The following is a 25,029-nucleotide window of genomic DNA, read 5'->3' as shown; positions in this document are numbered from 1 at the left end:
GGCCTCTCGAGTCAGCGTTCAGTGAAGATCAGCGTTCAGAGGAGTCAGCAGTCGTTGATTCATGACCGTTCTCAATATAGTCGCCGACGGTCTCAGTTGAGGCTGCTGTCTGTGTCGGATCTGGAACATCACCACTGACCTGGTCGTGGCCCACGTCGTCCGTGGGGTGTCGATCGTCGGTCACGGTTCGTTCGTCGCCGCTCGCGGCATTTCTGTCGTCGGCTGCCGCGTCGGCCAGCGCCGAGGTGATCCACACCGCGGTCACCTCGTCCTGTCCCAGCGCGGTGAAGTGTGCGGTGCGCTTGCCGGGGATGATCGGGTCGTGCATGGCCGCGGCCAGCTGACCGGTGAACGTCAGCCGCCCCTTCTTGTCCGCCTTCTGCTGGTAGGCATTGCTTCCGCCGGGACCGGACACGCTGATGTCATAACGACGGCCGGGATCGAAGAGCCCGGGCGTTCGGACACGGAAGCTGCCGGTGCCGGTCAGGGAGAAACCCGCGGCGCTGACGCCGTCGAAGCGTACGATCTGTGGCCGACGCCGGGAGATCTCGACGCGCCACCCGTGAATGTCGAAGAGGGCGTGACCGGTGAGGTAGGTGAATCGGCCGCCATCGGCCACGCGATCGGTGAGGCCTCGATCCGAGCTCGCATAGTTCCGCCGTCTGGCAAGCGTCTTCAGCCACGCACCGAGCTCGCGTTCCCAACTGGTCCAGTTGTGCAGCCCGCTGGTGCGGGGGAACCAGGAATGACGGATGCCGAGTGCGTTGAGTCGGGCGGCGAAGCGCTCGCCCTGAGCGTTGATCATCTTCTCCACCAGGTCCCGATCCTTCGTGCCCTCGAGGCTGCCGGATCCGGCGCTGAACCACAGGTCGAGGCCGGCGAGGTTCTCGGCCAAGGCATACGGGGAGTTCGCCAGCCATTCGCCGCGATCGGAGACCGGATCACCGAAGAGCGTCATCGACCGAGCACCTTCACGCATTGCGATGATGTCGAAGGCCGGTACGGTCGACAGCGGGTCCAAGGGGGAGGAGAACGCGGCTGCCGCCCCGTATCGGTCGGGATGCCAGGCCGCGTATTTCATCGCTCCGTACCCGCCCATCGACAGTCCGGCCAGTCGTTGGTTCTCCGGGGCGAAGTCCACGGAGAAGTTCGCCTTGAGGAACTCGGGGATCTCCTCGGTGTGGAATCGGGGCCAATCGTGGACTTCGCTGCCGACAGCCAGCCGCGAGTACGTCCCGGCGCCGCCGTCGGGCATGACGATGAGGGAGGGGGAATCGAGAGTGAGCTCTTCGGCGGACCCGAGATCCGTCCACGACCGGAAATCGTCGCCACCCCCGTGGAAGAGGTGGATGACGGGGCTGACCTCGGCGGGAATGCCCGGCAGCAGCACCCGCACCCCGACGGTCCGGCCGAGAGCGGGGGAGTAGAGGAAGAATTCGCGCAGCCTCGGAGAGAGTTTCCGCTTGTCTCGGATGTGCCAGGTCCGTGCGTCCTTGCCGCGGGGTTCGGGTCCGAGGAAGGAGCTGTTCTGGTCGAGGGCGGGGTACAGTCCGCGTTGGGAGCGAGCCGCGGTCAGGGTGCGGATGGCACGAGCTCCCATCGCGATGATCAACGAGCGACGCATGCGTCGAGGCTAGAGGGTGGAGATGAACCGCAGGTGGGTAAGTGGTTGAATATCAGGTGATGTCGAATTCGAGCGCGGCGGCGCAGCAGATAGCCCGGAGCCTGATCCGATCGCGGGTCACGGACGTGGTCATCGCCCCCGGGTCCCGGTCGGCCCCCTTGGTCTACGCCCTGGCACCGCTGAACGAGGCGGGGCTCATCCGCACGCACGTGCGCATCGATGAGCGTGACGCCGGGTTCCTCGCCCTCGGTCTTGCGCGCGGTCTGCGCGTGCGGGGCGGGGAAGCGGCCGTGGCGATCGTGACGACCTCCGGCTCGGCCGTGGCCAACCTCCACCCGGCCGTTCTCGAAGCCTCCTACGGACACCTGCCGCTGCTGGCCCTGACCGCCGACCGGCCCGCCCGACTGCGCGCCACCGGCGCGAACCAGACCATCGACGACCAGTCCCAGGTCCTCAGCGATGTCCGCGCCCGCTTCGACATTCCCGCGGGTGAGAGTTCGGACGTGATCGAGCGCGCCGTGATCGAGGCAGTGTCCGCGACCGCGGGCACGACCGGTGGAACCGGCACCGAGGCGGCCGGTCCGGTCCAGTTCAACGTGCAGTTCGACACCCCGCTCGTGCCCACCGTCGACGAGCTGAAGGCGTGGGCCGAAGAGATCGGCACCCTGCGGGCCGGACCGATGCGAGCGCGTGAGCCCCTGTGTTCGGAGGTGCACGTCACCGTCACCGATGGAACGGTCATCGTTGCCGGGGACGCCGGCGGACACTCGGCCGAGACCGTGCGAGCGCTCGCCGCCGACCACCATCTGCCGGTGCTCGCCGAACCCTCGAGTCCGCTGTCGCGGTCCACCCAGGCGACCTCGACATTCGTGCCCGCCCATGCGCGTGTGCTCGGCGAACACATCGAGCTGCGGGACGCGATCCGCACCGTCATCGTCCACGGCAAACCGACGCTGACGAGGCCCGTCGCCGCACTGCTGGCCGACGATTCCGTGCACGTGCAGCATGTGCCCGATGACATCGACACGGTCGGAATCACCGTGTTCGACGAGGCAGCCGTCACAGGCGAGGCAATCGACTCGGGGTCGGCAGAAGCCGACGCCTCATCGGGACCCGCCTGGGTGCGGAACTGGGTCGAGACGGGGGCCTCGATCGTGGCGGACGTCCGGGCCGAACGGGCTGAAGAGGCGGGCGCATCCTCACCTGTGAGCCTGCCCTCGGCGGAGAGGTTCCAGACGACGGCGCGGAGGATCACCGAACACCTCGCCGAGCAGGAGATCACGCTGTTCGTGGCGAGCTCGAACTCGGTGCGCTACCTCAGCGACGCCGAGACCATCCGGGCCCGCATCCACGCCTCTCGCGGTCTGGCCGGCATCGACGGGCTCGTGTCGACCGCAACCGGTCTGTCTCTCGGGCTGGGGGAACCGGTCGTCCTCCTCATCGGCGATATCGCGATGCTCCACGACGTCGGCGGACTGCTCACTCCGACCGCTGAGGCAGCCGGTGACGTGACGATCGTCGTGCTCAACGACGATGGGGGCGCGATCTTCTCCGGACTCGAACACTCACAGCCCCACCTCGAGGCCCACCTCGAGCGATACTTCACCGTCCCGCACGGTCGCGGATTCGCCGAACTGGCAGCCGCCTACGGCTGGGACTACGCGCAGGTGAGCGACGCTCCGGGCCTGAGCGCTGCACTGGCAGCCGAGGGTTCCACGACCGGGCGGCGGATCGTCGAAGTGACACCTCTCGGCTGACGTCACACGAGTCCTCCCGATCGGATCATCCGTCCGACCGGGCCGGCAGCCTGACCGGATCGTCAGCCCGGCTCGCGTCTCAACTCAGACCGAGCGCCCTGCGCATCGGTTTGAGCTTCGCATTCGTCTCGGCCACCTCGGTGTCGGGATCCGAATCGGGCATGATCCCGGCCCCGGCGTACAAGCGGATCCGATTGCGCTCCTCGAGCTGGCCGCAGCGCAGGGCGATGCCGAACTGCCCGTTGCCGCGCCCGTCCATCCACCCGACAGGACCCGAGTACCGGCCCCGGTCGAGGGGTTCGAGCTCATCGACGTGGGCCACAGCGCTCGCCTGCGGATACCCGCCGACGGCCGCGGTCGGGTGGACGGCGGCGGCGACGTCGAGGGCGTTGAGACCGGAGTCGGCGGCCAGCGTCGCCTGCGCGTCCGAGGCCGAATGGATGACATTGGCCAAAGGCAGCAGGTGCGGGCGCTCATCGACGGTGACATCCTCGGCGACCGATCCCAGGCTGCGCTGCAGGGAGGCGATGGCGAAGGCGTGCTCGGTGCTGTCCTTGTGTGCGCTCAGCAGCTTTCTCGCCGCCGGCAGCTCGTCCATCGGGTCGGCCTCGACCCGGTAGGTGCCGGCGAGGACGCGGGAGGTCACCCGATTGTTCTCCACCCCGATGAGCAGCTCCGGGGTCGATCCGATGAGACCCGCGACATCGAAGGTCCAGCAGCTCGGGTAGCTGCGGTTGAGCGCACCGAGCACCGATCGGACGTCGATGTCGCCCTCGGTGGTCACGACTTCGTCGCGGGCCAGGACGATCTTGCGCAGCGAGGGATCGTCGGAGAACGCGTCGACTTCGTCGGAGGTCTCGACGGGAGTGAGCATGTCCGCGACCTGCGCGACGAGCTGCGACCACCGCGTCGGGTCGAGGTCACCGGGTTCGGCATGGGCCGATTCCACCCGTCGCAGCGGTTCGGGACGCAGCAGCGGGGGCAGGGGAGGTTCTGCGGCGGTGGTGATCGAGGTCAGCCACACGCGGCCGCCGCGGCGACCAAGGACGAATTCGGGGACGTGGATGATCGAATCGACCGTGGATTCGCCCGAATAGGCGACCGTGGCGAAGCACATCAGCCCGGATCCGAGGAGGTCGACCTCATCTTCGACGGTGGCCGCCTCGGTGATGGCCTTCCAGGCCTGGGACAGTTCGGCGAAGCGTTCAGGGCCGCTGGCGCGGATGCGCAGCACTCGGCCGAAGCCGATGAGCCCGGAGGTGTCACGCACCCAGCAGGAGAACCCGGAGGTGGGCAGCAGCTCGAGTGTCTGCTCGACGGTGGTCGGCAGGCCGGATTCGAAGGGGAAGCCGGGCCCGGGATCGACGTCATCGACGAAGCGGGAGCGCACGTTCAGGCGCGGGGCGGCGGCCAGGATGTCGGAGGTGCCTAGAGTCGTAGTCATGTCGCCTCGAGTCTAGACGAGGATGCGGGCTCGCGGCCTCCCCGCTGGAGTCGCGGTGAGCACTCGGGGCAGGAAGTGTGGCCATGTCCACACCGTCTGCCGCATGTCCGCGGTCGTGCGGATTCGCCCTCCCGCCGCAGGTGTTGAGACAATATGGTCATGAATCGTGCCAAGCTGGACAAGCAGCCCGCTGACGTCGCGTCGATGTTCGATGATGTCGCCTCCCGTTACGACCTCACGAACGATGTCCTCACCTTCGGGCTCGCCCGTGCATGGCGTCGCACCGTCGCCCATTCCGTGGCCGCAGGGCCCGGCGAACGTGTGCTCGATCTGGCGGCGGGAACCGGCACTTCGTCGATGACGTTCACTCACCACGGCGCCGAGGTGGTCGCCGGGGACATCTCCACCGGGATGCTCGCCGAGGGGCGCCGACGGCACCCGAAGATCGACTTCATCTACGCCGACGCGATGGATCTGCCCTTCGCCGATGCCAGCTTCGACGTCGTCACGATCTCCTTCGGCATCCGCAACGTCAACGACGTCGACACGGCACTGGCCGAGATGCTGAGGGTGCTCAAGCCCGGCGGCCGTCTCGTCATCTGCGAATTCTCCACCCCGACGCTCGACGCCTTCAGCCTCGTGTACAAGGAGTACCTGATGAAGGCGCTGCCGGCCATCGCCCGGGCCGTGTCCTCGAACCCCGAGGCCTACGTCTACCTGGCCGAATCGATCCGCGCCTGGCCGAACCAGGACGCTTTCGCCCACCAGATCCTCGATGCCGGCTTCGACCAGGTGAAGTACCGCAACCTCACCGGCGGAATCGTCGCTGTCCACCACGCCCTCAAACCCGCCGAGCCGGCAGCGAATGCCGGGGCGTCGGAGCCGACCGACCGGGCGGAGCACGGTGGCGAAGCGGAGACGCACACGCCTTGACGATGAATGAGTTCGATGCCGAGGTCGTCGTCGTCGGAGCCGGCCCCGCCGGATCGGCGATCGGCGCCTACCTCGCCCAGGCCGGCCACGAGGTCATCATCCTCGAGAAGTCAGGTTTCCCGCGCGACAAGATCTGCGGCGATGCCCTGACCCCGCGTGCGGTCAAGGAAGCCGGATTCCTCGGCATGGATCTGCCGGCCTCCGACGGCTGGCATCCGAACAAGGGGCTGCGCCTCATCGGCGGCGGGCACCGCCTCGAACTCGACTGGCCGGACATCGACGGCACCCCGAACTACGGGCTCACCCGCCCGCGCATGAGCATGGACGAGGCCTTCGCCCGGCATGCTCAGCGCAGCGGAGCCCGACTCTTCGAACAGGTGCGGGCCATGTCCCCGGACATCGGCGACGACGGGTGGATCAGGGGCGTGCATGCCTCCGGCACCGACCACCGAGGCCGCCGCGTCGGACCCGAAGCCCACTTCCGGGCCCCCATCGTCATCGCCGCCGACGGCGTGTCCTCCCGTCTGGCCGTGTCGATGGGGTTGGAGAAGCGCGACGACCGGCCGATGGGAATCGCCGCCCGTGCCTATCACACGACGCCTCGGCACGCCGATGACTACATCGAATCCTGGGTCGAGATGCGGTCGACGAACCAGGCCGGAGAGGCGGAGACCCTGCCCGGATACGGGTGGATCTTCCCCCTCGGCGACGGCACGGTGAACATCGGTGCCGGCCTCCTCGACTCCTCCCCGCAATTCAGATCCGTCGACCTGCGCAAGGTGATGGGGCAGTGGATCGCCGACATGGGCCACGAGTGGGGCATCGACGAATCGACCTCGCTGGGTCCGATCAAATCCGCCGCCCTGCCCATGGCGTTCAACCGCACTCCGCACTTCCACCGCGGTCTGCTGCTCGTCGGCGACTCCGGCGGTATGGTCAACCCGTTCAACGGCGAAGGCATCGACTATGCCTTGGAATCGGCGCGCATCGCCGCCGAGGTGATCTCCACGTACTCCCGTTACCCGCAGGCCGTGATGCGCCGCCGACTCGAGGAATACCCGGCACTGCTCGGAGACTCCTTGGGCGGTTACTTCACTCTCGGCCGTGTTTTCGCCGCGATCATCGGCCACCCTGCGCTCATGCAGTTCGGAATCAAGTACGGTATGGGTGTTGACGTTGTGATGGAGTTCGTCGTCAAATTGTTGGCGAACCTCTACCGCGACCCGAAGGTCTCCGAGGCCGATCTCATCGACAGGGTGATCTCCGCCCTGGCCCGAATCGTCCCGGCCACCAGCAATGTCTGAGCACATGGGCGAAGACTCTGAGCGCAAGGGCAAGGACAACGGCATGCCGACACCGACTACGACGAATGACGAGGACATGAGCCACCTAGCCTCTCCGGCCACCTTCACCGGTGACGACGCCCAGCTCGCGGCGGAGATCTCGACTCAGTTGGAAACCGTGGAGGCCAAACTCTACGAGGTGACCGAACAGACCCGCAGGCTCCCCGACGAGACCTCGAAGCACCTGTTGGCCGCCGGCGGCAAGCGGGCGCGCCCGAACCTCGTCCTGCTCACCGCCCGCCTCGGCGACGCCGAGAACGAGGACATCATCGATGCGGCCGTGGCCGTCGAACTCATTCACCTCGCCTCGCTCTACCACGATGACGTCATGGACGATGCTCCCGTGCGCCGCGGTGCGAAGGCCGCTCATGAGGTGTGGGGCAATTCGGTGGCGATCCTCACCGGCGATCTGCTCTTCTCCAAGGCCTCGGGGGTCACCGCGAAGCTCGGTCCCGAGGCCGTGCGCATCCAGGCCGAGACCTTCGAACGTCTCGTCCTCGGCCAGCTCAACGAATTCGCCGGACCGCCCGAAGACGCCGACGAGATCGAGCACTACATCCAGGTGCTCGCCGATAAGACCGGATCGCTCATCGCCACCTCGGCGCGGTTCGGTGTCATGTTCTCCGGCGCCGATCAGGCACTCGCCGAACCCGTCAGGATCTTCGGCGAACGCGTCGGCGTGGCCTTCCAGCTCGCCGATGACATCATCGACCTGACCACGACATCCTCGGAATCGGGAAAGACCCCGGGCACGGACCTGCGCGAACGCGTCCCCACCCTGCCCGTCCTCTACGTGCGTGCCGCTGCCGCCGCCGGCGATGACTCCGCGACCGAGGTGGTCCGACTCCTCGACGCCGACCTCACTTCCGATGCGGCTCTGGAGTCCGCTCGCGCGGCCCTGGCCGCTCATCCCGTGACCGAGCGAGCACGCACCGAGGCCGTGCGGTGGGCCGATGACGCCAAGGAGGCACTGGCCGCGCTGCCCGCCGGGCGGGTGAAGGAAGCGCTGTTCGCCTTCGCCGACTCCGTCGTCGCACGCAGCTCCTGAGCGTCCTCACACTTCTCAGTCTCTGCCGTTTCGGCCAGGCCGCAAAGGAACCTCATCGATGACCGTCGACTCGGCAGCCTCACCGTCTCCGAGTGCGAAGACACTCACACCGGCCGACTGGGTCGGCCTCGGCGTGCTCGCCGTGTTCCTCCTGGTGGGCCTGAGCTGGTCGAAGTGGCTGCCCTACTGGGACAAGGCGTGGGCGCTGAGCAGAACCTCCCTGTGGGACGGTGCTCCGCTCTTCGATGCTGCCGGGGAGGCCGTGTCGCTGTCGGGAGCCTGGGACTTCACTCTTGTGTACTTCACCGCAGTGTGGAAAGCCCTGCTCGTGGCGCTGCTCGTCGCCGCCGTCATCGACGCTCTCGTGCCGCGCGACTGGCTGCTGCGGCTGCTCAATCGGCGCAGCCATGCCGGTCAGTCTCTCGTCGGTGCCGCCCTGTCGATGCCGTCGATGATGTGCACCTGCTGTGCGGCCCCGGTGGCCGCGGGACTGCGTGAGACGGGGGTGCGTCGTTCGGCGGCACTGGCCTACTGGGTGGGCAACCCGCTGCTCAACCCCGCTGTGCTCATCTTCTTGGCCTTCGTCCTGCCGTGGCAGTACACGGCCGTGCGCCTGGTCTTCGCTGTTCTCATCGCTGTGGGTGCCAGCGCCCTCATCGGACGGTGGGTGACCGGACGCAACGATCCGGTGCCCGACCCGAGCCCCGCCTCGGCGACGGTGTCGTCTCTTCCCGTGCGCTTCCTGCGCTCCCTGGGGCGGTTCACGCTCATCCTCGTGCCCGAGCATATTCTGCTCGTCTTCCTCATCGGACTGCTCGCTCCGTGGCTGACCGGCGTCTTCGGTCTCGAAGCGCAGCTGGGCGCCGGTGCCGTCCTCGTCGTCGCGGTCGTCGGCACCCTGCTCGTCATCCCCACCGGCGGAGAGATCCCGATCATTCTCACCCTCGTGCCGCTGGGCGTCGGAGCCGGTGTCACCGGCGCCCTGCTCGTCGCGCTGCCCGCGCTGAGCATCCCGTCGATGGTCATGGTCGGCAAGGCGATGGGATGGCGGACGACCGCGGCCATGGGAGTCGCCGTCGCCGTCTCAGCGGTGCTCGCCGGTGGGATGCTGGCGCTGCTGAGCTGAAGTGCCGCACTGCCTCGTCGGGCTCGTCAGTCCTGATCCGATATCAGGTGGTCAGGCGACGCAGTGTGAGATAGGAGCCGAGGGCGAAGACCGCGCACAGCCCCAGCGCCCAGAAGGTGAGCCCGAGGGCTGAGGACTGAGCGAACCACATCCACACTTCGGCCCAGGCCCGATTGACGCTCACGATCGCCGCTGCTCCCATGAGGAGAAGCGCGATTGCCAGAAGCGAGATGGTGAGGACGAGGAACCCGAATCGCTTGTTGACGATGGCGAACCAGAAGCCGAGGATGAACGTCAGCATGGTGAGGACGAAGTAGGTCAGTCCCGCAGCCAAGGGCCCACCCTCCCAAACCCAGGGCAGGTAGGCGAAGTAGCCGTTGATGCCGTAGCCGTTCGTGGCCTGCTCGATGAGGCCGAGGAGGACGAAGACGAGGGAGATCCCGAACGCACTCAGCGCCGCGGCCAGGAGCGAGCCGAGGTAGAACTCGCGGCGGGTGAGGCTCATCGCCTGGGAGAAGTAGAAGGTCAGATTCATTGCTTGGGCGCCCACTACAGCGAAGTACCACAGGGGTGCCTGCGACCCACCGCTGTACATCGGCCCCTCGACACCCGAAGAGGAGATGATCCAGTAGACGCTCAGGGTGATGAGCCAGATCCCGCCGAGGACGAGGACGGGGACCCAGACGAAGGTCTGCGTATTGGTGAATTGGAGTCGGACGACACCCCAGGTCCGGTTCTTCGGCCCGGCAGCGGGTCGGATGCTGGCGGCGGAGGCGGTGGCGGTCATGGCTGAAGGCTCCTGTGTTCGGTGTCGGGCACGGATCGGCCGTCGGCCCCACTCTGAGTGGTGCGCACGACGAGCTGCTGCAGAGAGACGGGAGTGAGATCCAGGTTGGCCTCGGCGATGAATTCGCGGTCGAGGGTGCTGAGGTGTCCGAGCATCGTCACAGACGACACCCGCCCCAATGTCTCGCTGTGGATGACCTCACGTCCGGCGACAAGACGTCGGATCGCATCATCATCGCCGACGATGTTGACAGCGCGGCCGCGGACCGCCTCGGCGGATTCGTCCATGATGATCCGGCCGCGGTCGATGACGATGACGTTCTCGATGAGGTTCGCCACCTCGTCGATGAGGTGGCTCGAGAGCACGATAGTGCGCGGGCATTCCGCGTAGTCGGCGATGAGGCGGTCGTAGAAGAGCTGCCGGGCCACGGCGTCGAAACCCAGGTACGGTTCGTCGAAGAAGGTGACTTCGGCCCGCGAAGCCAGACCGATGATGACGCCGATGGCGGACTGCTGACCGCGGGAGAGCTTCTTGATCGGGGTCTTCAGGGGAAGGCGGAAGTCATCGACGAGCTCCTCGGCGAACGACCGGTCCCAGTGCGGGAAGAAGCGCCGGGCATTGGCAAGTGCGTGCTTGGCGGTCGCATCCTCCGGGTATTTCTGGCTCTCCCTGACGAAGCACATGCGGTTGAGTACGCGGGCGTTCTCGTACGGGTGCTCGCCGAAGACGTCGATGTCACCGCTGGTGGCGAAGTCCTGTGCCGTGAGGATCGACATCAGTGTGGTCTTGCCGGCTCCATTGCGGCCGAGCAGTCCGTAGATCGCGTCCTGTTCGATGGTGAGGGAGACATCGTCGAGTGCCTTCGTCTTCTTGTAGGTCTTCGTGAGGTGGCGGACTTCGATGACGGCATTCATGTCTCATCCTTTCGTGGTGACCGGATCGATGGCACTGGTCAGTCGGAGCTCTCGGGAGCGCTCTGTGATGAGCGCGATCACGTCCTCGGATCCCAGCCCCAGCCGATCGGCCTCATTGAGCAGGGGAGCGATGTAGGTGTCGGAGAACGTGGTGCGGTGCTCGTTGATGAGGAGGCCGCGAGCGCCTTCGGTGACGAACATTCCGATTCCGCGTCGCTTTTCGAGCACGCCCTTGGCGACGAGGAGATTGATCCCCTTGGCCGCCGTGGCGGGATTGATCGAGTAGAAGCTCGCGAGTTCGTTCGTCGACGGGGCCCGGGACATCTCGGACAGGGTCCCGTCGATGATCGAGTCCTCTACGCGCTCGGCGATCTGCGCGAACAGGGGTCTGCCGTCGTCGATCATATTCAACTCCATGTCTGTTGGTTAGTTACTCAACTAATGAACCATGGGGGTGAGGATGATGTCAAGGGCTTCCGGCGGAATCCGTTGGACTCTGAACCCGGCAGCCAGCGGATGGGCGCCGACGGGCTGGTGTTTGGCATGATCGGATCACGGGTTTCGGGTGGTTCCGAGGGGGCTGCCGACTCCGGCGGAAGTGGCGTCCACCGACTCCGGCGGAGGCGGTGTCACGGACGACGACGGCTTGTGCGCACGAGATCGGTGCAGAGCAGGATGACGGCGATCCAGATGATGAAGAAGCCGATCCACCGCGGTGTCGACATCAGCTCACCGAGCACCGTGACGCCGAGGATGAACTGGAGGGTCGGAGTGAGGTACTGGAGCATGCCCACCCAGGACAGGGGGATGCGGCGCGCCGCGGCGCTGAAGAGGATGAGCGGGATGGCCGTGGCGGGACCGGTGATGATGATGACGAACACGTGCCATCCGCCCAAGCCGCTGAACGTCTGCAGACCCAGCGAGCCGAGGACGATGAGGTAGATCGCTGAGGGCACGGCGAGGACGAGGCTCTCGACGGTCATGCCCTCGAGCGCACCGACACGGGAGCCGACCTTGTTCTTCACGAGCCCGTAGAGGCCGAATGACAGGGCCACCGTGAACGCGAGGTAGGGGATGCGGCCGAGGCTGACCCCGACGACGATCACAGCCAGGAGGCCGAAGCCCACGGCCGTCCACTGCAGCGGGCGCAGCTTCTCACCGAGGAAGACCACGCCGAGGCCGATCGACAGCAGCGGATTGAGGTAGTAACCGAGCGAGATCTCGACGAGCTGGTTGGTTTCGACGCCGTAGATGAACGTCGTCCAGTTGATCGCGATGAGCACCGAGGCGAGCAGCAGGAGCCCGAAGGTGCGCGGTGAGCGAAGGATCTGCCAGGTGCGGGCGTACCCGCCGGTGAAGACGAGGAGGAGGGCGCAGAACACCAGCGACCAGATGACTCGGTGGGAGACGAGCTCGAGCGCACCCGTGGGAGCTGCGGCTGCGAAGAGCAGCGGCATGACTCCCCACAGCAGGTAGGCGGAGAATCCGTTGATCAGGCCGGCACGGCGGATTGCGCTCTCATCGGGTCCTGGGTCTGTGCTCACTCGCCCCAGTCTACTGAGAGTCGGGCAGCGACCGGGCGGGGCCCCGCACATGAGACGCAATCGAACCCGGCGCGGCTGGTTGGGAGCCAGCTGGGTGCGAAGTGCGAGCTTGGTCACGTCATTGTAAGGATCACCTACATTGACGATAGACTCGCTGTGACTGAATAGAGAGGTGTGAGAATGACTCGACCCTTCCGGGTGGCCATCGTCGGCGCCGGTCCTGCCGGGATCTACGCTGCCGATCTCATGATGAAGGCGGAACGCGATTTCGATCTGAGCATCGATCTCTTCGACCGCCTGCCGACTCCCTTCGGCCTCGTCCGCTACGGCGTCGCACCCGACCATCCGCGGATCAAGGGCATCATCAATGCCCTGATCAAGGTCCTCGACCGTGGTGACATCCGCCTGTTCTCGAACGTCGAATACGGCGTCGATCTCCACCTCGAGGAGCTCACCGACCGCTACGATGCCGTGATCTTCTCCACCGGCTGCTTCGTCGACGCCGCATTCGACCTGCCCGGCATCGACCTGCCCGGCTCCTACGGGGCCGCAGAGTTCGTCAACTGGTACGACTCGCATCCCGATGTCAGCCAGGAATGGCCGTTGGACGCGCAGCGCGTCGCCGTCATCGGCAACGGCAATGTCGCCCTCGACGTCGCCCGGGTGCTCGCGAAGCAGGCCGATGACCTCCACACCACCGAGATCCCCGACCATGTCTACGAGGGACTCAAGACCTCGCAGGTCACCGACGTCCACATCTTCGGCCGCAGGGGACCGGCCCAGGCGAAGTTCACCCCACTCGAGCTGCGGGAACTCGGACAGGTCAAAGACGTCGACGTCATCGTCTACCCCGAGGACTTCGAATTCGACGAAGGCTCTATGGCCGCCATCGAATCGAGCAACCAGACCAAACAGGTCGCGAAGACGCTCACGGACTTCACCATGCGTGAACCGACAGGGGCGAAGCGTCGCCTCCACCTCCACTTCCTCCACGCACCGGTGGCCATCCTCGGCGAGGATCGGGTGACCGGACTGCGGACCGAACGAATGGAACTGGACGGTGCCGGAGGAGTCAACGGAACCGGAGACTTCCACGATTGGGAGCTCGACGCCGTCTACCGTGCCGTCGGCTACGCCGGCACGAAGCTGCCGCAGCTGCCCTTCGACGAGCGCAAGCGCGTCATCCCCAACCATGAGGGGCGCGTCGTCGACTCTGACGACCAGACGAAGGCGGCCGAGGCCGACGTCGTCCAGGGCGTCTACTCGACCGGGTGGATCAAGCGCGGACCCGTCGGGCTCATCGGTCACACGAAGGGCGATGCGCTCGAGACCATCGGGCATATCCTCGACGACCGGGCCGCCGGTGTGCTCACCGACCCCGTCTACCCGGACGAGTCGGCCATCGTCGAACTCTTCGAATCCAAGGGCATCGACTATGTCGATTGGGAGGGCTACCACCGGGTCGAGTCCGCTGAGAAGGCCGCCGGCGAAGCCGAAGGTCGTGAACGGATCAAACTCGCCACCCGCGAGGCGATGCTCGCCGAGGCGCGCGGCCACGTCACCGCCGAATCCGTGGGCCAACCCTCCGGCGGCCACTGACCACCCTGGGCGCGGATCACTCCGGGTGCTGATCACTCCGGGTGCTGAACCCCTCGGTCACTGACCTCCTGGGGTGCTGACGCCGCCGGGGCATCCCGCACCGCCGGCGTCACCGCCTCCCGGCAGCGTCACCGCCTCCGCTGAGCGGCCAAACGCCCCGGCAACGTCATCTCCTCCCGGCGCACCGAGAGGACGAGTCGCTGCCGGGGCGTGATGCGTCCACCGCGTAGAGTCGAATACAGCTGACCGGCACCGAAAGGGTCGCCGGCACGCACCGGAACCAGACCGTCGGCAGGCAGGGGAGACCTCGTGAGAAACGAATCGCTGCTCAGAGCGATCGTCGAACGTGCTTATGCCGAACGACTTGATGCCTGGCAGGCGGCAGCCGTGCGGATCAAGCACTGGCTCAAGGAGCAGCAGAAGGGTCTGCTCAAAGACAAAGACATCTCGCGCCTCGATGTCGATGGGCACCGGATCAAGGATGCCGCACGGACCCTGGCGAAACTCAGCGAGAAGTCCGAAGAGGACCCGCAGCTGACGGTCGACAGCGCCGAGGACGTCGAGGACCAGATCCGTGACATCGTCGGCATCAAGGTGCTGTGCAAGTCACCGCGGGACCAGCGGATGATGTTCGATGCTCTGCGCGACCCCGAACAGCTCGGCACCTTCGAACTCATCGAATCGAAGGACTATACGGACCCGCCGAAGGCCAGCGGCTACCGTGCCTGCCATGTCATCCTCCGCATCCCCTCCGACCTCGGACAGCCGGTGTTCGCCGAGATCCAGGTGAAGACCCGTCTGCAGGATGCGTGGAGCGAGCTGACCCACGAGGACATGTACAAGCCCGGTGCGGCGATGAAGCCGAGCAAGCTGCACGGCGAGTTCGCTCGTGCGATGGCGAATATGCTCGCCACCGTCGATGACATGGCCGACACCCTGGCCCTCGAGCTCACCGCGCTGACCAACCCCGAGCCGGTCCTCGAGCTCGACGAGCTGCGCGAACAGGACACCGGGATCGAGGTCCGGGTCCGCGCGACGGGCCCGAAGTATGCGCTCGCCGTCGACGGGGACGGGCGTCAGGGCCTGGTGCCTGCCTTCGCGATCCGTCGCCTCAGCGAGACGAAGGGCACGATCAAAGTCAACGACTACGTCCGCATCGACGACCGGCTGCGCGTCAGCGTCGAAGAGGATTCGAAGGGCCTGTACTACATTCCCCTCGATCTGCCGCGACGCTGACGCAGCAACCGTCACCCTCACCGAGGCGGCTGACCGGCTCCCACGAGGGCGTGATCTCCGCGTCCCCGATCGGCACGCGTGGTCAGGACTTCATCGCGCGCGGCGACGAGGTTGGCCAGCGCGGCACGCACCTCCGGATAGCCGCGCGTCTTGAGCCCGCAGTCCGGATTGATCCACAGACGGTCGGCGGGCACATGCCGCAGCGCAGCCTCGATGAGTTCGACGAGTTCAGGCACCGCGGGCACCCGTGGGGAATGGATGTCATAGACTCCGGGACCGATCTCGCGTTCAAAACCGTACTCCGCGATGTCATCGAGGACCTCCATTCGGGAGCGGGCCGCTTCGATGCTGGTGACATCAGCGTCGAGGGCATTGATCGCGTCGATGATCTCCCCGAATTCCGAATAGCACAGGTGCGTGTGGATCTGGGTGCGCGGACTCACCTGTGCAGCGACGAGCCGGAACGAACGCACGGACCAGTCGAGGTAGTCCGCGCGGTCGGATTCGCGCAGCGGCAACAGCTCCCGCAGGGCGGGTTCGTCGACCTGGATGACACCGATTCCGGCCGCTTCGAGGTCGAGGACCTCATCGGCGAGAGCCAGGGCGATCTGGTCGGCGGATTCGCGCAACGGCACGTCGTCGCGAACGAACGACCAGGCGAGGATCGTCACCGGACCGGTGAGCATGCCCTTGACAGTCCTCGACGTCTGCTGGGCGGTGTAAGCCGACCATTCCACGGTGATCGGATTCGGGCGGGACACATCGCCGAAGAGAATCGGGGGACGGGTGCATCGGGATCCATAGGACTGCACCCACCCGTTGTCGGTGGTCGCGAAGCCGTCGAGGTTCTCGGCGAAGTACTGGACCATGTCATTGCGTTCGGGTTCGCCGTGGACGACGACATCGAGTCCCAGTTCCTCCTGCAGACCGACGACTCGGTCGATCTCGTCCTTCATCAGCGCGGTGTAGTCGGTATCGTCGATGCGGCCCGACCGGTGATCTGCACGGGCGCGGCGCACCTCGGGCGTCTGCGGGAACGAACCGATGGTCGTCGTCGGCAGCTCGGGGATCCCAAGCGTCTGCTGAGCCGCATGACGCGTTGCGAAATCGGTGCGGAAGCCGGTGTGTGCCGCAGCCGCCTCGGTGCGGGCCAGAACCGCATCGTTGTGGACTCGAGCCGATTCGGACCGGGTGCGCCGGGCCCGGTCGGCGCGTTCGAATGCCGCTGCACGCGCCTCGGGAGCCTCGGTGATCGCCGCGGCGAGAGCCTCGACCTCGGTGACCTTCTCCTCGGCGAATGACAACCAGGACGCGACATCGACCGGCAGCGCCGTCTCCTGCTCCACCGTATAGGGCACGTGGAGCAGTGATGTCGAAGTCGACACGCTCACCGTCTCTCGGTTCAGTTCCCGGAGCACGTCGAGGCTGGTGCGCAGATCATCGGCCCAGATATTGCGGCCGTCGATGATGCCGGCGACGAGGCGGACGTGGTCCGGCACCTGTGTGCGCAGACGCTGCACATACTGCGGATCCACGGCTCGGGTGGCGGACGAGATGTCGACACCGAGGGCATCGATGCCGGACCCGGCGAGCCCGTTCAGACCTGCCCGCAGGCTCCCGTACGGGGCGGTGACGAACAGCCGCGGCCGGACCTCGGTCGCGGACAGGGCCGAATAGGTGTGCCGGGCCGCCTCGGCGAGTTCCTCATCGCTCGTGCCGGGAATGTCGGCGACGAGGGCCGGTTCGTCGAACTGGATCCAGTCGACGCCGGCCGCGGCGAGCGAGCCGATGATCTCACGGTAGACGGCGGTGAGCTCGTCGAGGCGGTCGAGCGGACGGGTGGTGGTGCCGGGAGCCGGTTTGGTCAGCGCGAGCAGAGTCAACGGCCCGACGAGTACGGGGCGGACGCGATGACCGGCCGCTTCGGCCTCAGCCACGAGTGCGAGCAGGTGCTGCGGGTGCGCGGTGAACGCGGTGTCGTCGGCGAGTTCGGGCACAAGGTAGTGGTAGTTCGTGTCGAACCATTTCGTCATCTCCAAAGGCGGCGTGGACGCGGTGCCGCGGGCGAGGGCGAAGTACTCCGTGAGGTCGAAGTCAGAGCCGTTGGAGGACGAAGGGATTAGACCCACCGTCAGCGCGGTGTCGAGGACGTGGTCGTAGTGGCTGTAGGAGGCCGGAATCGCATAGTCCTCACTCAGCCCCAGCCCCGCCAGACGGTGATAGGTCTCGATGCGGAGGGTGTGCACGGAACGGGAGAAGTCATCGGCGTCGATCCGGCCGGACCAGAAGCTCTCCAGTGCCCTCTTCAGTTCACGGCGGGCGCCGATGCGGGGGTATCCGGTGATGGTGGCGGTCGGGAATGGTGCGGTCATGAGCGGGTGTCCTTGTCTGTCGTCGTTGCGGTCGGTTGTGTTGGCGGCCATCGCCGAGGCGGTGGTGGTGGAAGAAGTGAGGTCACTGAGATTCCTTTCTCGTCGAGTGCGGTGAGCACGTCTTCGGTCGTGTTCTGGTCATTGAAGGTATAGAAATGCAGGCCGTCGGCGTCCTGGTCGAGGAGCGCAGCGGTGTGCTCCGCCGTGATCTCGAGCCCGATGCGCCGCGCCGAGGCGGGGTCGGAGATTCCGTCGAAGCGCGCAAGCAGGCCGTCCGGGATGGGCAGGCCCGAGAGGCGAGACATGGTGTGGAGACGGCGGGCGTCGGTGATCGGCAGGATGCCGGGGATGATCGGCAGGGTGATTCCTGCGTGCTCGGCGCGGCGTCTCAGCCGGGAGTACGCGGTGGGGTCGAAGAAGAGTTGGGTGATCGCGAAGTCGGCCCCGTTGCGCTGTTTTGCCGCAAGCACGTCGAGGTCCTCGTCGGGGCCGGCCGACTCCGGGTGGCCGGAGGGGTAGGCGGCGACGCCGATGCCGAGACGTCCGGCGGCCAGGCAGGCGACATTCTCGCTTTCGATGCGGCGCAGGAGGCCCACGAGGTCATCGGCGTGGGGCAGGTGACCGGCTGGAAGCGAGGTCTGACCTGCGGGGATGTCGCCGCGTATGGCGAGGAAACCGCGCACGCCGGCACTGAGGAGATGCTCGATCCAGGTGAGGAGCTCGACTTCGGTGCCGGCGGTGCAGGCGAGGTGCGCCAACGGTCTGAGCGAGGTGGTGTCGGTGACTTCGCTGATGAAATCGGCGGTGCCCTGCAGCCAGTCGCTGTTCGCCGAAGAGGTGACGGCCAGATAGTCAGGGTGCAGCGAGTCGAGGAACCTCAGCAGCTGCGGCATTCGGGCCGCCTGCGCCGCTGATCGGGGCGGGATGACTTCGAACGACAGCGCTCGCCGCAGCCGGCCGCGAGCGGGCGGGAGACCATCGGCGACGCTGTCGGGCGCCGAGGCCGAGATCCTTGGGGTGAGATGAGTGGAAGGCATGCGGCCATCCTGACAGCGGGGACAGGACGACTCGGTGTCAACGCCACATCGGCGTCACGACCCGTCATCTGAGGGTCAAGCAGCGTCCACTGACGTCAGACGGGGACGTGTTCCGTCATGTTCGCTGCGGCAAGGGTATGGGGACCGGCCCGGCTGCTGCCCGGTGAGGAGGGGGAGGAAGGAGGGACGGAAGGTGAGGGGAGGTGGCGGGTGAGGAGGGGAGTGCTGCGTGCCTCGGGTGCGGCGCGCGGATCAGCGGTAGTTCGTGAACTGCAGGTCGACCTCGAGGTCCTGGGACTTGAGCAGGGCGATGACTTCCTGCAGGTCATCACGCTTCTTCGAACTCACACGCAGCTCATCACCCTGGATCTGGGCCTTGACGCCCTTGGGGCCTTCGTCGCGGATGATCTTCGAGATCTTCTTCGCATTGTCCTTGTCGATGCCTTCCTTGAGGGACGCATCGATGCGGTACTCCTTGCCGGAGGGGTAGGGCTCACCGTCTTCGAGGGACTTCAGCGAGATTCCGCGCTTGACGAGCTTCGACTGGAAGACGTCGAGGATGGCCTTGACCCGGTCCTCGCTGTTGGCCTTCATCTGTACGGCTTCACCGCTCCAGGCGATGGAGGCGTCGGTGCCGCGGAAGTCGTAGCGTGAATTGATCTCCTTCGCGGCTTGGTTGAGGGCGTTGTCAGCTTCCTGACGGTCGACCTTGCTGACGATGTCGAATGAGGATTCGCTGGCCATGGATGCTCCTTCGTGAGTATTCGTTCGTGCCCGCGGGAAACGGGCGTGGCTTCTGTCGCCGAGTCTAGTCGAGACGCGAGAATGTGACCTGCGACAACCGAGTTGGCGAATCGGACTCGGGCCTTGTATTCTTTTCAGGTGCTCATCGAGCGCCTACTGCGGCAGATTGCCCGAGCGGCCAAAGGGAGCTGACTGTAAATCAGCCGGCATTGCCTTCGAAGGTTCGAATCCTTCATCTGCCACGCAGAACGAGAGAAGCTCCGTGACCGAACGGTCACGGAGCTTCTCTCGTCTCGCACACTTCCCACATTCCCTTGCCAAGCCTGAACCTCGCCTCTAACGTTGAAGGACACCACCCGGCGGACGCGGTGGAGGAGAGGCGAGACGATGGGCGACGATCCGACTGACGCAGGGCCGCCTCGGCGCCTGAATTCGCTGGAGGACCGCAACGCTGTGGTCGAATCCGCCCTCGACAAGGCCATCAGACGCGGTGATTTCGATGATCTGCCCGGCCTCGGCAAACCGTTGACAGGTCTGCACGGTTCGTCCGATCCCGATTGGTGGATCAAGCAGAAGATGGATACCGAGGGCATCAGCGGAGTCGCCCCGGCCGCGTTCCAACTCCGGAAGGAGAACGCTGTCCTCGAAGACACTGTCGACGCCTTCACCGAAGAGGCAGATGTCCGCGACTACCTCGCAGGATTCAACGCTCGAGTGCGAGATGCCGTGATGGACCTGCGCGAAGGCCCGCCGGTCTTCACCCCGCCGCGCAACATCGACGACGAGGTCGCGGCATGGCGCCAACGCCGTGCGCAAGCGACGACCGACATCGGCGCCGGATTGGGGCCGGGAGGGCGCGGAGCGGAACCGGGCACCACGGGCAGGTCTGCGGAAGCCGGCGGTGGCAGTCAGGGGCGCGGTGGCCGACAAGCCGACGAAACGAGCGCGGAGAGGAAGCAGCCGCCTCGGCGATGGTGGCGCCGTCTTCGTCGGTGATAGCGGCCCTGGGGCGAAGCCTCAGCAGGCCGGCGCCGGTCAGGGCCAGGGCGGTGACCGTTGGGGGTCCGAAGCCGTCATGCACGTTCGCCCTATCAGGGCATAGGGTGAACCCATGAGCTTTCTGCAGTTCCTTCACGAACGAGGCATGGCCGAACGGCCCGGGGCCGGCAGCCGACCGCTGGTGATCGCGCACCGCGGATATTCGGCAGTTGTGCCCGAGAACAGTCTGGCCGCCGTCGATGCCGCGCGTGCGCTCGGGGTCGACTTCATCGAGGTCGACACATCGACGAGCGCCGATGGCGTGCCCGTGATCCTCCACGACCCTGACCTGGACCGGACCACGAACCGCAGAGGCCCCGTAGCCAACCTCACCGCCGAGGAGCTGTCGTTCGTCGACGCCGGGTCCTGGATGGGGCCCGGATTCCACGGAGTGCGGATCCCCACCCTGTCCGCCGTGATGCGCGACATCCAGCATCGAGGCGGGGAGCTCCTGCTCGAGCTCAAAGGGGAGTGGTCTTCCGGCGCGGTGGCGAGGATCTCCGAGCTCGTGGTCGAGACCGGCATCGCCGACCGGATGATCGTTCAGTCCTTCAACCTCGAAACCCTCGAAACCTGCCGCGACCTCCTGCCCATGGTCGCCCGATTCCTGCTGCGCATGGTGCCCAAGCCCGAAGACATCGAGATCGCCCGTGATCTCGGGGCGGTGGCGATCAATCCCTCCTATAAGGGCTTCACCATGCGGAAATCGGTCGTCACCGAGATCAGGGACAACGACCTCGGGGTGTTCGTCTGGACGGCGGATGAGATGAACGAATGGCGAGAACTTCTTGACGCCGAGGTCGACGGGATCATCACCAACCAACCGGGCCGTTTGCAAGGGTTCCTGGCGGGGCGTTTTGACCCGGTGAGATGATCGTTTCCACTGGTGACAGCTGTGACGGCAGAAGAATTGCGCCGGAACTCGCTGCCGAAACGAGGTCGTGTGAGTGACGTCACTCCGGGCCGATTTGCCCTGGCTGTGCGAACCCGTGTAAATTCTTACCTGTTGCCCCGATAGCTCAGTCGGCAGAGCATCTCCATGGTAAGGAGAAGGTCAAGGGTTCGATTCCCTTTCGGGGCTCTCGTGCCGCCTGGAATGCGGCGCTGGGGCGGGGTAGCTCAGCTGGTTAGAGCGCACGACTCATAATCGTGAGGTCGGGGGATCGAGTCCCCCTCCCGCTACTTTCAAGCCCCTCACCAGGGATAGCGTCCCGGTGAGGGGCTATTTTTCTGCCCAGAGACGGCCACCGACACGGTTACGACACGCTTTGCATCCACTTGTCGAGCACCCCAACCACACCCTGCGGGCCAATGTTGAGCTTCTGCACGTAGTGCTTCGCCGTCACCCCGACCTCAGAATGTCCAAGCTGCTTGGCGGGTGTTCGTCGGATTCTTCCCACCGTTTCAACCAGTCGTTTGCGAATGAAGCCAGAGTCGTCGTGCTCGAGGTTTCGCCGGCGATCGTTTGGCCCCGCAGGTCGGTCAGCGGCTCGAGGAGCGCGTTGCGTGCGGCTTCCTTTGTGGCACCGGTTCGGAACCGCGGCACAGTCTTGCCGTTCACCTGTTGGGATCGTGCTGTCGCCCGGTAGTTCTCGCGTTTTCCGGAGACGCTGGTGTTGCCCATGCGGACTGGCTGATGCCGTCACATGTACGGTCGATCATCAAAGTCGAACGGAAGAACCGCCTGTCGAAGGTTGGGCCGATCAACCCGTCCCTGGCCGACATGAACGACGCCGGCACCGAACTGACAACGGCTCGGGAGCTCACGGCGGCGATCGCATCCGGGCAACTCACCCCCGACCAGCACGACGACTATCTGCACAGTGGCACAGCGTGGTCGGCGTGTACCGCCGCGGGATCCTCGCGCTCAGGGGCGCCGCATGATTACCGCCCTGATAGCCGCCATCGTCACAGGATGCGCCACGGCGACGATACCAACCGTTATCCCACACATTGAGTCGTATGTGACTCGTAAGCGCCTACAACGGGCACACAAGGACACGGCCGGAACCTCACCAAACGTTGCCACCAAAACCGAACCTCACCAACCGCGTGTCGACACTGGGAAAAGTCCCGTGCATGGAAGGAAGCTACGAGCATGAACCAGCAGCAGAAAGGCACGACGATGAGCACACCGAAGAAGTGCATCGATCTACTTCCGACAATGCTCGCCGAGATGCCGGCATATGAGACCGATATTCGTCGCGTCCTCAAATGGCTCGATGAGAACCCCGACCAGGTGCCCGGACGGACGATCACGGAGAGCGAACTTGGCGAGGTTGTTCGAACCCATGAGAGCATCCGCGACCTGGTGGGAATGCTTGGCTTCACCATCGTCGAAGACTCGGAGCCGACGACCTCACAGCATATATTCGCGGACTTGGACGAGCTGAACGGCGACGGGTTTCTGATTCGTGACCGGCACAAGGAGAAGATCGCTCATCACCTCGCAGACCTGGGATGGGTGAAGGCACCCGAGGCCGGTGGCGACGATGAGTGATTGATACCGAAATGAAAGTTTCGCATGGCGCCAGCGAAGCTACGTTCTGAGAACATCAGATCATGAACGACGACGTAGCCGAATCCCTCAATCTCAACGATCCCGACTTTGCCAAGGCAGTGAACTACTCGATGAACGCCCTGAGAATTGAGATCGCCAAACTGGACCGATCAAGCGACATGACAAGTTCAGTCGGACGCACACAACTCGAATGGATCGAACAACGACTCGGACCTTACTCGTACGTCAAGATGTTTCGCCGACACATGACACTTGCCCGGGAGACCATGCGCGACGGTGTCCGCTATTTGAAGCGTGATCCCAAGAAGTCTCTCGTCCCCGTAATCGCAGCGCGATGCGCGATCGAGAATGCAGGTATCGCTCGGTGGGTGTCCGAGGCATCGCCCAAAGTGATAGTTGAACGGGTCATCGAGAGAGAACTTGGAAACATAGCAGACGAACAGCGGATGATGGGGCTATTCGGCGGGGACGCTACCAAGTACACGAAGCGAAAGAACGCGGCACTACTTGAGTATGTTGCCGAGAATGACATCGACCTCAGCGAAATTACCACGAAGAAAGGTGAGCTGCGCCCGAGCACTCTTACCAGCATCATGAACACCATCGACGCTCACTATGAAGCACCTGATGATGGAGCAATGTACAAGCCTCGCTCTCCGTGGTCGTTGTCCAGCGCAATCATTCACGGAAGTGAATACCCCGGTCGCATTCTAGACGGACTCACGATCAAAGATGACCACGGCCAGCTCATCGGCATTCACCCACTCGTGCTTAGCGGTTTCCTCGAAGCCGCAAAGAACACATACCAGGAAGCTATGAAGCTTTATCAGAACCTTTACCTGACGAACCAAGAGAAGGAAACCTGAAGTGATTGACCAGCACGAACGGCTCCGCGGCCACCGCATCCGCCCCGAACCGGGCAGGAAGTACTTCAACCACATGGCCAAGCACACTAGAGGCGAATGGCACCGGCACATGCTGCTCTCGAGCGGGCAGTACATCAAAACCAGCGACCCCGACACGCGCAAAGGCTACGGATGGGCGGCCGTCGGGGAGGCCGGGCCGGAACTGATCAACTTCCGCCCCCACCACAAAGGCACCGCCATCGGGATGGGCGACGAACACTGGCCCGGATGCGGATGCGGGTGCGAATGAGAGGTGGGCTCACTCGTCTCGAAGCTTTCGGTCCTCCTTGACCGGGTTCTCCACGCTCGGCCCCTTGATCTCTTTCATCTTGATGCGACGCCATTTTCCACGCTTGAATTTCTCCGTCTTATTGACATCGTCTCTGTAAGTATGGCGTGGGATGGCGTACCGATAATGCACGGCCGATGCACCCCTGCGGAAACGCCTGGGCCGGTCGAATGACAAGATCACATACAATCCGTGCTTACTAACTCGGCCTTCTAGGAAGATTTCGACGATACCCGACCCGGCAGTGAGTATGTCGTCCTTCCGTAGGTAGGTCCATTTGATGTCGCCATCATCGACTCGCGTGTCGTCCACCGTGACTGTCGGGTCATAGACAGCGCCTGGCCCTAGGAGTTTGAAATCAATCGAATAGTCTTTCGGCCCGTAGACAGTTCCCGAGCCCCTGCCTGAAGTTCCATATGGTCTCGCCCCGTGCTCCGGGTTGAAGCTCGCGAACACTATCGGGTTCTGGGCGAGTGATCTGTCTTGAGCTAGCGCGAGAGCCGCCACAATGAGCGCTACTGCGGACACCGCGACGCTAGAAACAGCAGCCAAGTCGATACACATCCCAGCATCCTATCCCGATAGACTACAGTTGAGGCTCCTGCTTCTCACTCCGCCGCGTCCCCATCATCGAAGCGCTTTGGACTGTGTCAAGTTGTTTCGACAGGAGAACACTATTTCCTCAAGCAGCCCGGTCGGCTGCCGATGATTCCGTCTCGGTGCGATCGAAGAACGACTCCATCGCCCGGGCAGGGATCTCATAGCCCA

At 65.0% G+C, this 25,029-nt stretch carries 24 protein-coding genes and 3 tRNA genes; 16 read left to right on the top strand and 11 right to left on the bottom strand.

What is annotated here, in order from left to right:
* Positions 1-28: 28 nt before the first annotated feature.
* Positions 29-1,624, bottom strand: coding sequence for an alpha/beta hydrolase (locus ACPUD7_RS15400; RefSeq protein ID WP_425120393.1), 1,596 nt, complete (start codon positions 1,622-1,624; stop codon positions 29-31).
* Between the two features lie 59 nt (positions 1,625-1,683).
* Between ACPUD7_RS15400 and menD the strand changes: the two genes are divergently transcribed.
* A complete protein-coding gene (gene menD, locus ACPUD7_RS15395) occupies positions 1,684-3,381 on the top strand; it encodes a 2-succinyl-5-enolpyruvyl-6-hydroxy-3-cyclohexene-1-carboxylic-acid synthase (protein ID WP_425120392.1) in 1,698 nt (565 codons plus the stop codon).
* 79 nt (positions 3,382-3,460) lie between these two features.
* Here menD and ACPUD7_RS15390 read toward each other — a convergent pair whose 3' ends face one another.
* On the bottom strand, positions 3,461-4,825 hold the full coding sequence (locus ACPUD7_RS15390; protein WP_135537180.1) for an isochorismate synthase: 1,365 nt from the start codon (positions 4,823-4,825) through the stop codon (positions 3,461-3,463).
* 159 nt (positions 4,826-4,984) lie between these two features.
* Here ACPUD7_RS15390 and ACPUD7_RS15385 point away from each other — a divergent pair, with 159 nt between their 5' ends.
* The 4 genes from ACPUD7_RS15385 to ACPUD7_RS15370 all read left to right on the top strand — a co-directional run bounded on the left by ACPUD7_RS15385 (position 4,985) and on the right by ACPUD7_RS15370 (position 9,275).
* Positions 4,985-5,758 (top strand): demethylmenaquinone methyltransferase, encoded by a 774-nt coding sequence (locus ACPUD7_RS15385; RefSeq protein ID WP_135537179.1) that lies wholly within the window; start codon positions 4,985-4,987, stop codon positions 5,756-5,758.
* Between the two features lie 2 nt (positions 5,759-5,760).
* Entirely contained in the window at positions 5,761-7,062 is a 1,302-nt protein-coding gene (locus ACPUD7_RS15380; RefSeq protein WP_135537178.1) for a geranylgeranyl reductase family protein, read from the top strand.
* A gap of 76 nt (positions 7,063-7,138) precedes the next feature.
* Positions 7,139-8,149, top strand: a complete 1,011-nt coding sequence (locus ACPUD7_RS15375; protein ID WP_135537481.1) for a polyprenyl synthetase family protein — start codon at positions 7,139-7,141, stop codon at positions 8,147-8,149.
* A gap of 58 nt (positions 8,150-8,207) precedes the next feature.
* Positions 8,208-9,275, top strand: coding sequence for a permease (locus tag ACPUD7_RS15370; RefSeq protein ID WP_135537177.1), 1,068 nt, complete (start codon positions 8,208-8,210; stop codon positions 9,273-9,275).
* Between the two features lie 43 nt (positions 9,276-9,318).
* Here the strand turns inward: ACPUD7_RS15370 and ACPUD7_RS15365 are convergent, their stop codons facing one another.
* From ACPUD7_RS15365 to rarD, 4 genes are all read right to left on the bottom strand, one after another.
* Positions 9,319-10,062, bottom strand: coding sequence for a hypothetical protein (locus tag ACPUD7_RS15365; protein WP_135537176.1), 744 nt, complete (start codon positions 10,060-10,062; stop codon positions 9,319-9,321).
* A complete protein-coding gene (locus ACPUD7_RS15360; protein ID WP_135537175.1) occupies positions 10,059-10,976 on the bottom strand; it encodes an ABC transporter ATP-binding protein in 918 nt (305 codons plus the stop codon). The genes ACPUD7_RS15365 and ACPUD7_RS15360 overlap by 4 nt, the downstream gene beginning before the upstream one ends.
* A 3-nt stretch (positions 10,977-10,979) precedes the next feature.
* A complete protein-coding gene (locus tag ACPUD7_RS15355; RefSeq protein WP_425120403.1) occupies positions 10,980-11,381 on the bottom strand; it encodes a GntR family transcriptional regulator in 402 nt (133 codons plus the stop codon).
* Positions 11,382-11,605: 224 nt separating this feature from the next.
* A complete protein-coding gene (gene rarD, locus ACPUD7_RS15350) occupies positions 11,606-12,520 on the bottom strand; it encodes an EamA family transporter RarD (protein WP_240689509.1) in 915 nt (304 codons plus the stop codon).
* 180 nt (positions 12,521-12,700) lie between these two features.
* Here rarD and ACPUD7_RS15345 point away from each other — a divergent pair, with 180 nt between their 5' ends.
* The gene (locus tag ACPUD7_RS15345; protein WP_425120391.1) at positions 12,701-14,119 is read left to right on the top strand and encodes an FAD-dependent oxidoreductase; all 1,419 of its coding nucleotides are present in this window, start codon (positions 12,701-12,703) and stop codon (positions 14,117-14,119) included.
* 309 nt (positions 14,120-14,428) lie between these two features.
* Positions 14,429-15,355: a GTP pyrophosphokinase gene (locus ACPUD7_RS15340; RefSeq protein ID WP_135537173.1), complete on the top strand. Its 927-nt coding sequence runs from the start codon at positions 14,429-14,431 to the stop codon at positions 15,353-15,355.
* Between the two features lie 17 nt (positions 15,356-15,372).
* On the opposite strand, the gene metE is transcribed toward ACPUD7_RS15340, so the two are convergent.
* The 3 genes from metE to ACPUD7_RS15325 form a co-directional block, all read right to left on the bottom strand.
* Positions 15,373-17,727 carry a 5-methyltetrahydropteroyltriglutamate--homocysteine S-methyltransferase gene (gene metE / locus ACPUD7_RS15335; protein ID WP_425120390.1) on the bottom strand — a complete coding sequence of 785 codons (2,355 nt, stop codon included), beginning with the start codon at positions 17,725-17,727 and terminating at the stop codon, positions 15,373-15,375.
* Complete coding sequence (locus ACPUD7_RS15330) at positions 17,724-18,764, bottom strand: methylenetetrahydrofolate reductase (RefSeq protein ID WP_425120389.1); 1,041 nt, start codon at positions 18,762-18,764, stop codon at positions 17,724-17,726. Before ACPUD7_RS15330 ends, metE begins: the two co-directional genes overlap by 4 nt.
* 252 nt (positions 18,765-19,016) lie before the next feature.
* On the bottom strand, positions 19,017-19,508 hold the full coding sequence (locus ACPUD7_RS15325; protein WP_425120388.1) for a YajQ family cyclic di-GMP-binding protein: 492 nt from the start codon (positions 19,506-19,508) through the stop codon (positions 19,017-19,019).
* 160 nt (positions 19,509-19,668) lie between these two features.
* Between ACPUD7_RS15325 and ACPUD7_RS15320 the strand changes: the two genes are divergently transcribed.
* The 5 genes from ACPUD7_RS15320 to ACPUD7_RS15300 all read left to right on the top strand — a co-directional run bounded on the left by ACPUD7_RS15320 (position 19,669) and on the right by ACPUD7_RS15300 (position 21,728).
* A tRNA-Tyr gene (locus ACPUD7_RS15320) sits at positions 19,669-19,750 on the top strand.
* A 145-nt stretch (positions 19,751-19,895) separates the two neighbouring features.
* Positions 19,896-20,504, top strand: coding sequence for a DUF1992 domain-containing protein (locus ACPUD7_RS15315; protein WP_425120387.1), 609 nt, complete (start codon positions 19,896-19,898; stop codon positions 20,502-20,504).
* A 115-nt stretch (positions 20,505-20,619) separates the two neighbouring features.
* Positions 20,620-21,420 carry a glycerophosphodiester phosphodiesterase gene (locus ACPUD7_RS15310; protein ID WP_425120386.1) on the top strand — a complete coding sequence of 267 codons (801 nt, stop codon included), beginning with the start codon at positions 20,620-20,622 and terminating at the stop codon, positions 21,418-21,420.
* Positions 21,421-21,554: 134 nt separating this feature from the next.
* Positions 21,555-21,627: transfer RNA gene (locus tag ACPUD7_RS15305), tRNA-Thr, on the top strand.
* 27 nt (positions 21,628-21,654) lie between these two features.
* Positions 21,655-21,728, top strand: a tRNA-Met gene (locus ACPUD7_RS15300).
* A gap of 160 nt (positions 21,729-21,888) precedes the next feature.
* On the opposite strand, the gene ACPUD7_RS15295 is transcribed toward ACPUD7_RS15300, so the two are convergent.
* Positions 21,889-22,170 carry a hypothetical protein gene (locus tag ACPUD7_RS15295; protein ID WP_425120385.1) on the bottom strand — a complete coding sequence of 94 codons (282 nt, stop codon included), beginning with the start codon at positions 22,168-22,170 and terminating at the stop codon, positions 21,889-21,891.
* A 12-nt stretch (positions 22,171-22,182) separates the two neighbouring features.
* On the opposite strand from ACPUD7_RS15295, the gene ACPUD7_RS15290 reads away from it, so the two are divergent.
* From ACPUD7_RS15290 to ACPUD7_RS15275, 4 genes are all read left to right on the top strand, one after another.
* Positions 22,183-22,503 carry a hypothetical protein gene (locus ACPUD7_RS15290; protein ID WP_425120384.1) on the top strand — a complete coding sequence of 107 codons (321 nt, stop codon included), beginning with the start codon at positions 22,183-22,185 and terminating at the stop codon, positions 22,501-22,503.
* A 168-nt stretch (positions 22,504-22,671) separates the two neighbouring features.
* Positions 22,672-23,046, top strand: coding sequence for a hypothetical protein (locus ACPUD7_RS15285; protein ID WP_425120383.1), 375 nt, complete (start codon positions 22,672-22,674; stop codon positions 23,044-23,046).
* 62 nt (positions 23,047-23,108) lie between these two features.
* Complete coding sequence (locus ACPUD7_RS15280; RefSeq protein WP_425120382.1) at positions 23,109-23,933, top strand: hypothetical protein; 825 nt, start codon at positions 23,109-23,111, stop codon at positions 23,931-23,933.
* Position 23,934: 1 nt separating this feature from the next.
* Complete coding sequence (locus ACPUD7_RS15275; RefSeq protein WP_425120381.1) at positions 23,935-24,222, top strand: hypothetical protein; 288 nt, start codon at positions 23,935-23,937, stop codon at positions 24,220-24,222.
* A gap of 9 nt (positions 24,223-24,231) precedes the next feature.
* Here ACPUD7_RS15275 and ACPUD7_RS15270 read toward each other — a convergent pair whose 3' ends face one another.
* Positions 24,232-24,825: a hypothetical protein gene (locus ACPUD7_RS15270; RefSeq protein ID WP_425120380.1), complete on the bottom strand. Its 594-nt coding sequence runs from the start codon at positions 24,823-24,825 to the stop codon at positions 24,232-24,234.
* Positions 24,826-25,029 lie beyond the last annotated feature (204 nt).

Source organism: Brevibacterium sp. FAM 24630 (genome assembly GCF_049804075.1).
In the GTDB taxonomy this organism is placed as follows: domain Bacteria; phylum Actinomycetota; class Actinomycetes; order Actinomycetales; family Brevibacteriaceae; genus Brevibacterium.
Note: the sequence above shows the minus strand (reverse complement) of the source record. Positions and strands in the feature narration are given on the sequence as shown.

Bases quoted from the DNA above. Each gene is read 5' to 3' on its own strand.
- ACPUD7_RS15375 (WP_135537481.1), top strand. From the start codon at position 7,139: ATGAGCCACCTAGCCTCTCCGGCCACCTTCACCGGTGACGACGCCCAG.
- ACPUD7_RS15295 (WP_425120385.1), bottom strand. From the start codon at position 22,170: ATGGGCAACACCAGCGTCTCCGGAAAACGCGAGAACTACCGGGCGACA.
- ACPUD7_RS15355 (WP_425120403.1), bottom strand. From the start codon at position 11,381: ATGATCGACGACGGCAGACCCCTGTTCGCGCAGATCGCCGAGCGCGTA.
- ACPUD7_RS15360 (WP_135537175.1), bottom strand. From the start codon at position 10,976: ATGAATGCCGTCATCGAAGTCCGCCACCTCACGAAGACCTACAAGAAG.
- ACPUD7_RS15325 (WP_425120388.1), bottom strand. From the start codon at position 19,508: ATGGCCAGCGAATCCTCATTCGACATCGTCAGCAAGGTCGACCGTCAG.
- ACPUD7_RS15370 (WP_135537177.1), top strand. From the start codon at position 8,208: ATGACCGTCGACTCGGCAGCCTCACCGTCTCCGAGTGCGAAGACACTC.
- menD (WP_425120392.1), top strand. From the start codon at position 1,684: ATGTCGAATTCGAGCGCGGCGGCGCAGCAGATAGCCCGGAGCCTGATC.
- ACPUD7_RS15310 (WP_425120386.1), top strand. From the start codon at position 20,620: ATGAGCTTTCTGCAGTTCCTTCACGAACGAGGCATGGCCGAACGGCCC.
- ACPUD7_RS15385 (WP_135537179.1), top strand. From the start codon at position 4,985: ATGAATCGTGCCAAGCTGGACAAGCAGCCCGCTGACGTCGCGTCGATG.
- ACPUD7_RS15315 (WP_425120387.1), top strand. From the start codon at position 19,896: ATGGGCGACGATCCGACTGACGCAGGGCCGCCTCGGCGCCTGAATTCG.
- metE (WP_425120390.1), bottom strand. From the start codon at position 17,727: ATGACCGCACCATTCCCGACCGCCACCATCACCGGATACCCCCGCATC.
- ACPUD7_RS15330 (WP_425120389.1), bottom strand. From the start codon at position 18,764: ATGCCTTCCACTCATCTCACCCCAAGGATCTCGGCCTCGGCGCCCGAC.
- ACPUD7_RS15400 (WP_425120393.1), bottom strand. From the start codon at position 1,624: ATGCGTCGCTCGTTGATCATCGCGATGGGAGCTCGTGCCATCCGCACC.
- ACPUD7_RS15345 (WP_425120391.1), top strand. From the start codon at position 12,701: ATGACTCGACCCTTCCGGGTGGCCATCGTCGGCGCCGGTCCTGCCGGG.
- ACPUD7_RS15290 (WP_425120384.1), top strand. From the start codon at position 22,183: ATGCCGTCACATGTACGGTCGATCATCAAAGTCGAACGGAAGAACCGC.
- ACPUD7_RS15270 (WP_425120380.1), bottom strand. From the start codon at position 24,825: ATGTGTATCGACTTGGCTGCTGTTTCTAGCGTCGCGGTGTCCGCAGTA.
- ACPUD7_RS15280 (WP_425120382.1), top strand. From the start codon at position 23,109: ATGAACGACGACGTAGCCGAATCCCTCAATCTCAACGATCCCGACTTT.
- ACPUD7_RS15380 (WP_135537178.1), top strand. From the start codon at position 5,761: ATGAATGAGTTCGATGCCGAGGTCGTCGTCGTCGGAGCCGGCCCCGCC.
- ACPUD7_RS15285 (WP_425120383.1), top strand. From the start codon at position 22,672: ATGAGCACACCGAAGAAGTGCATCGATCTACTTCCGACAATGCTCGCC.
- ACPUD7_RS15365 (WP_135537176.1), bottom strand. From the start codon at position 10,062: ATGACCGCCACCGCCTCCGCCGCCAGCATCCGACCCGCTGCCGGGCCG.
- ACPUD7_RS15390 (WP_135537180.1), bottom strand. From the start codon at position 4,825: ATGACTACGACTCTAGGCACCTCCGACATCCTGGCCGCCGCCCCGCGC.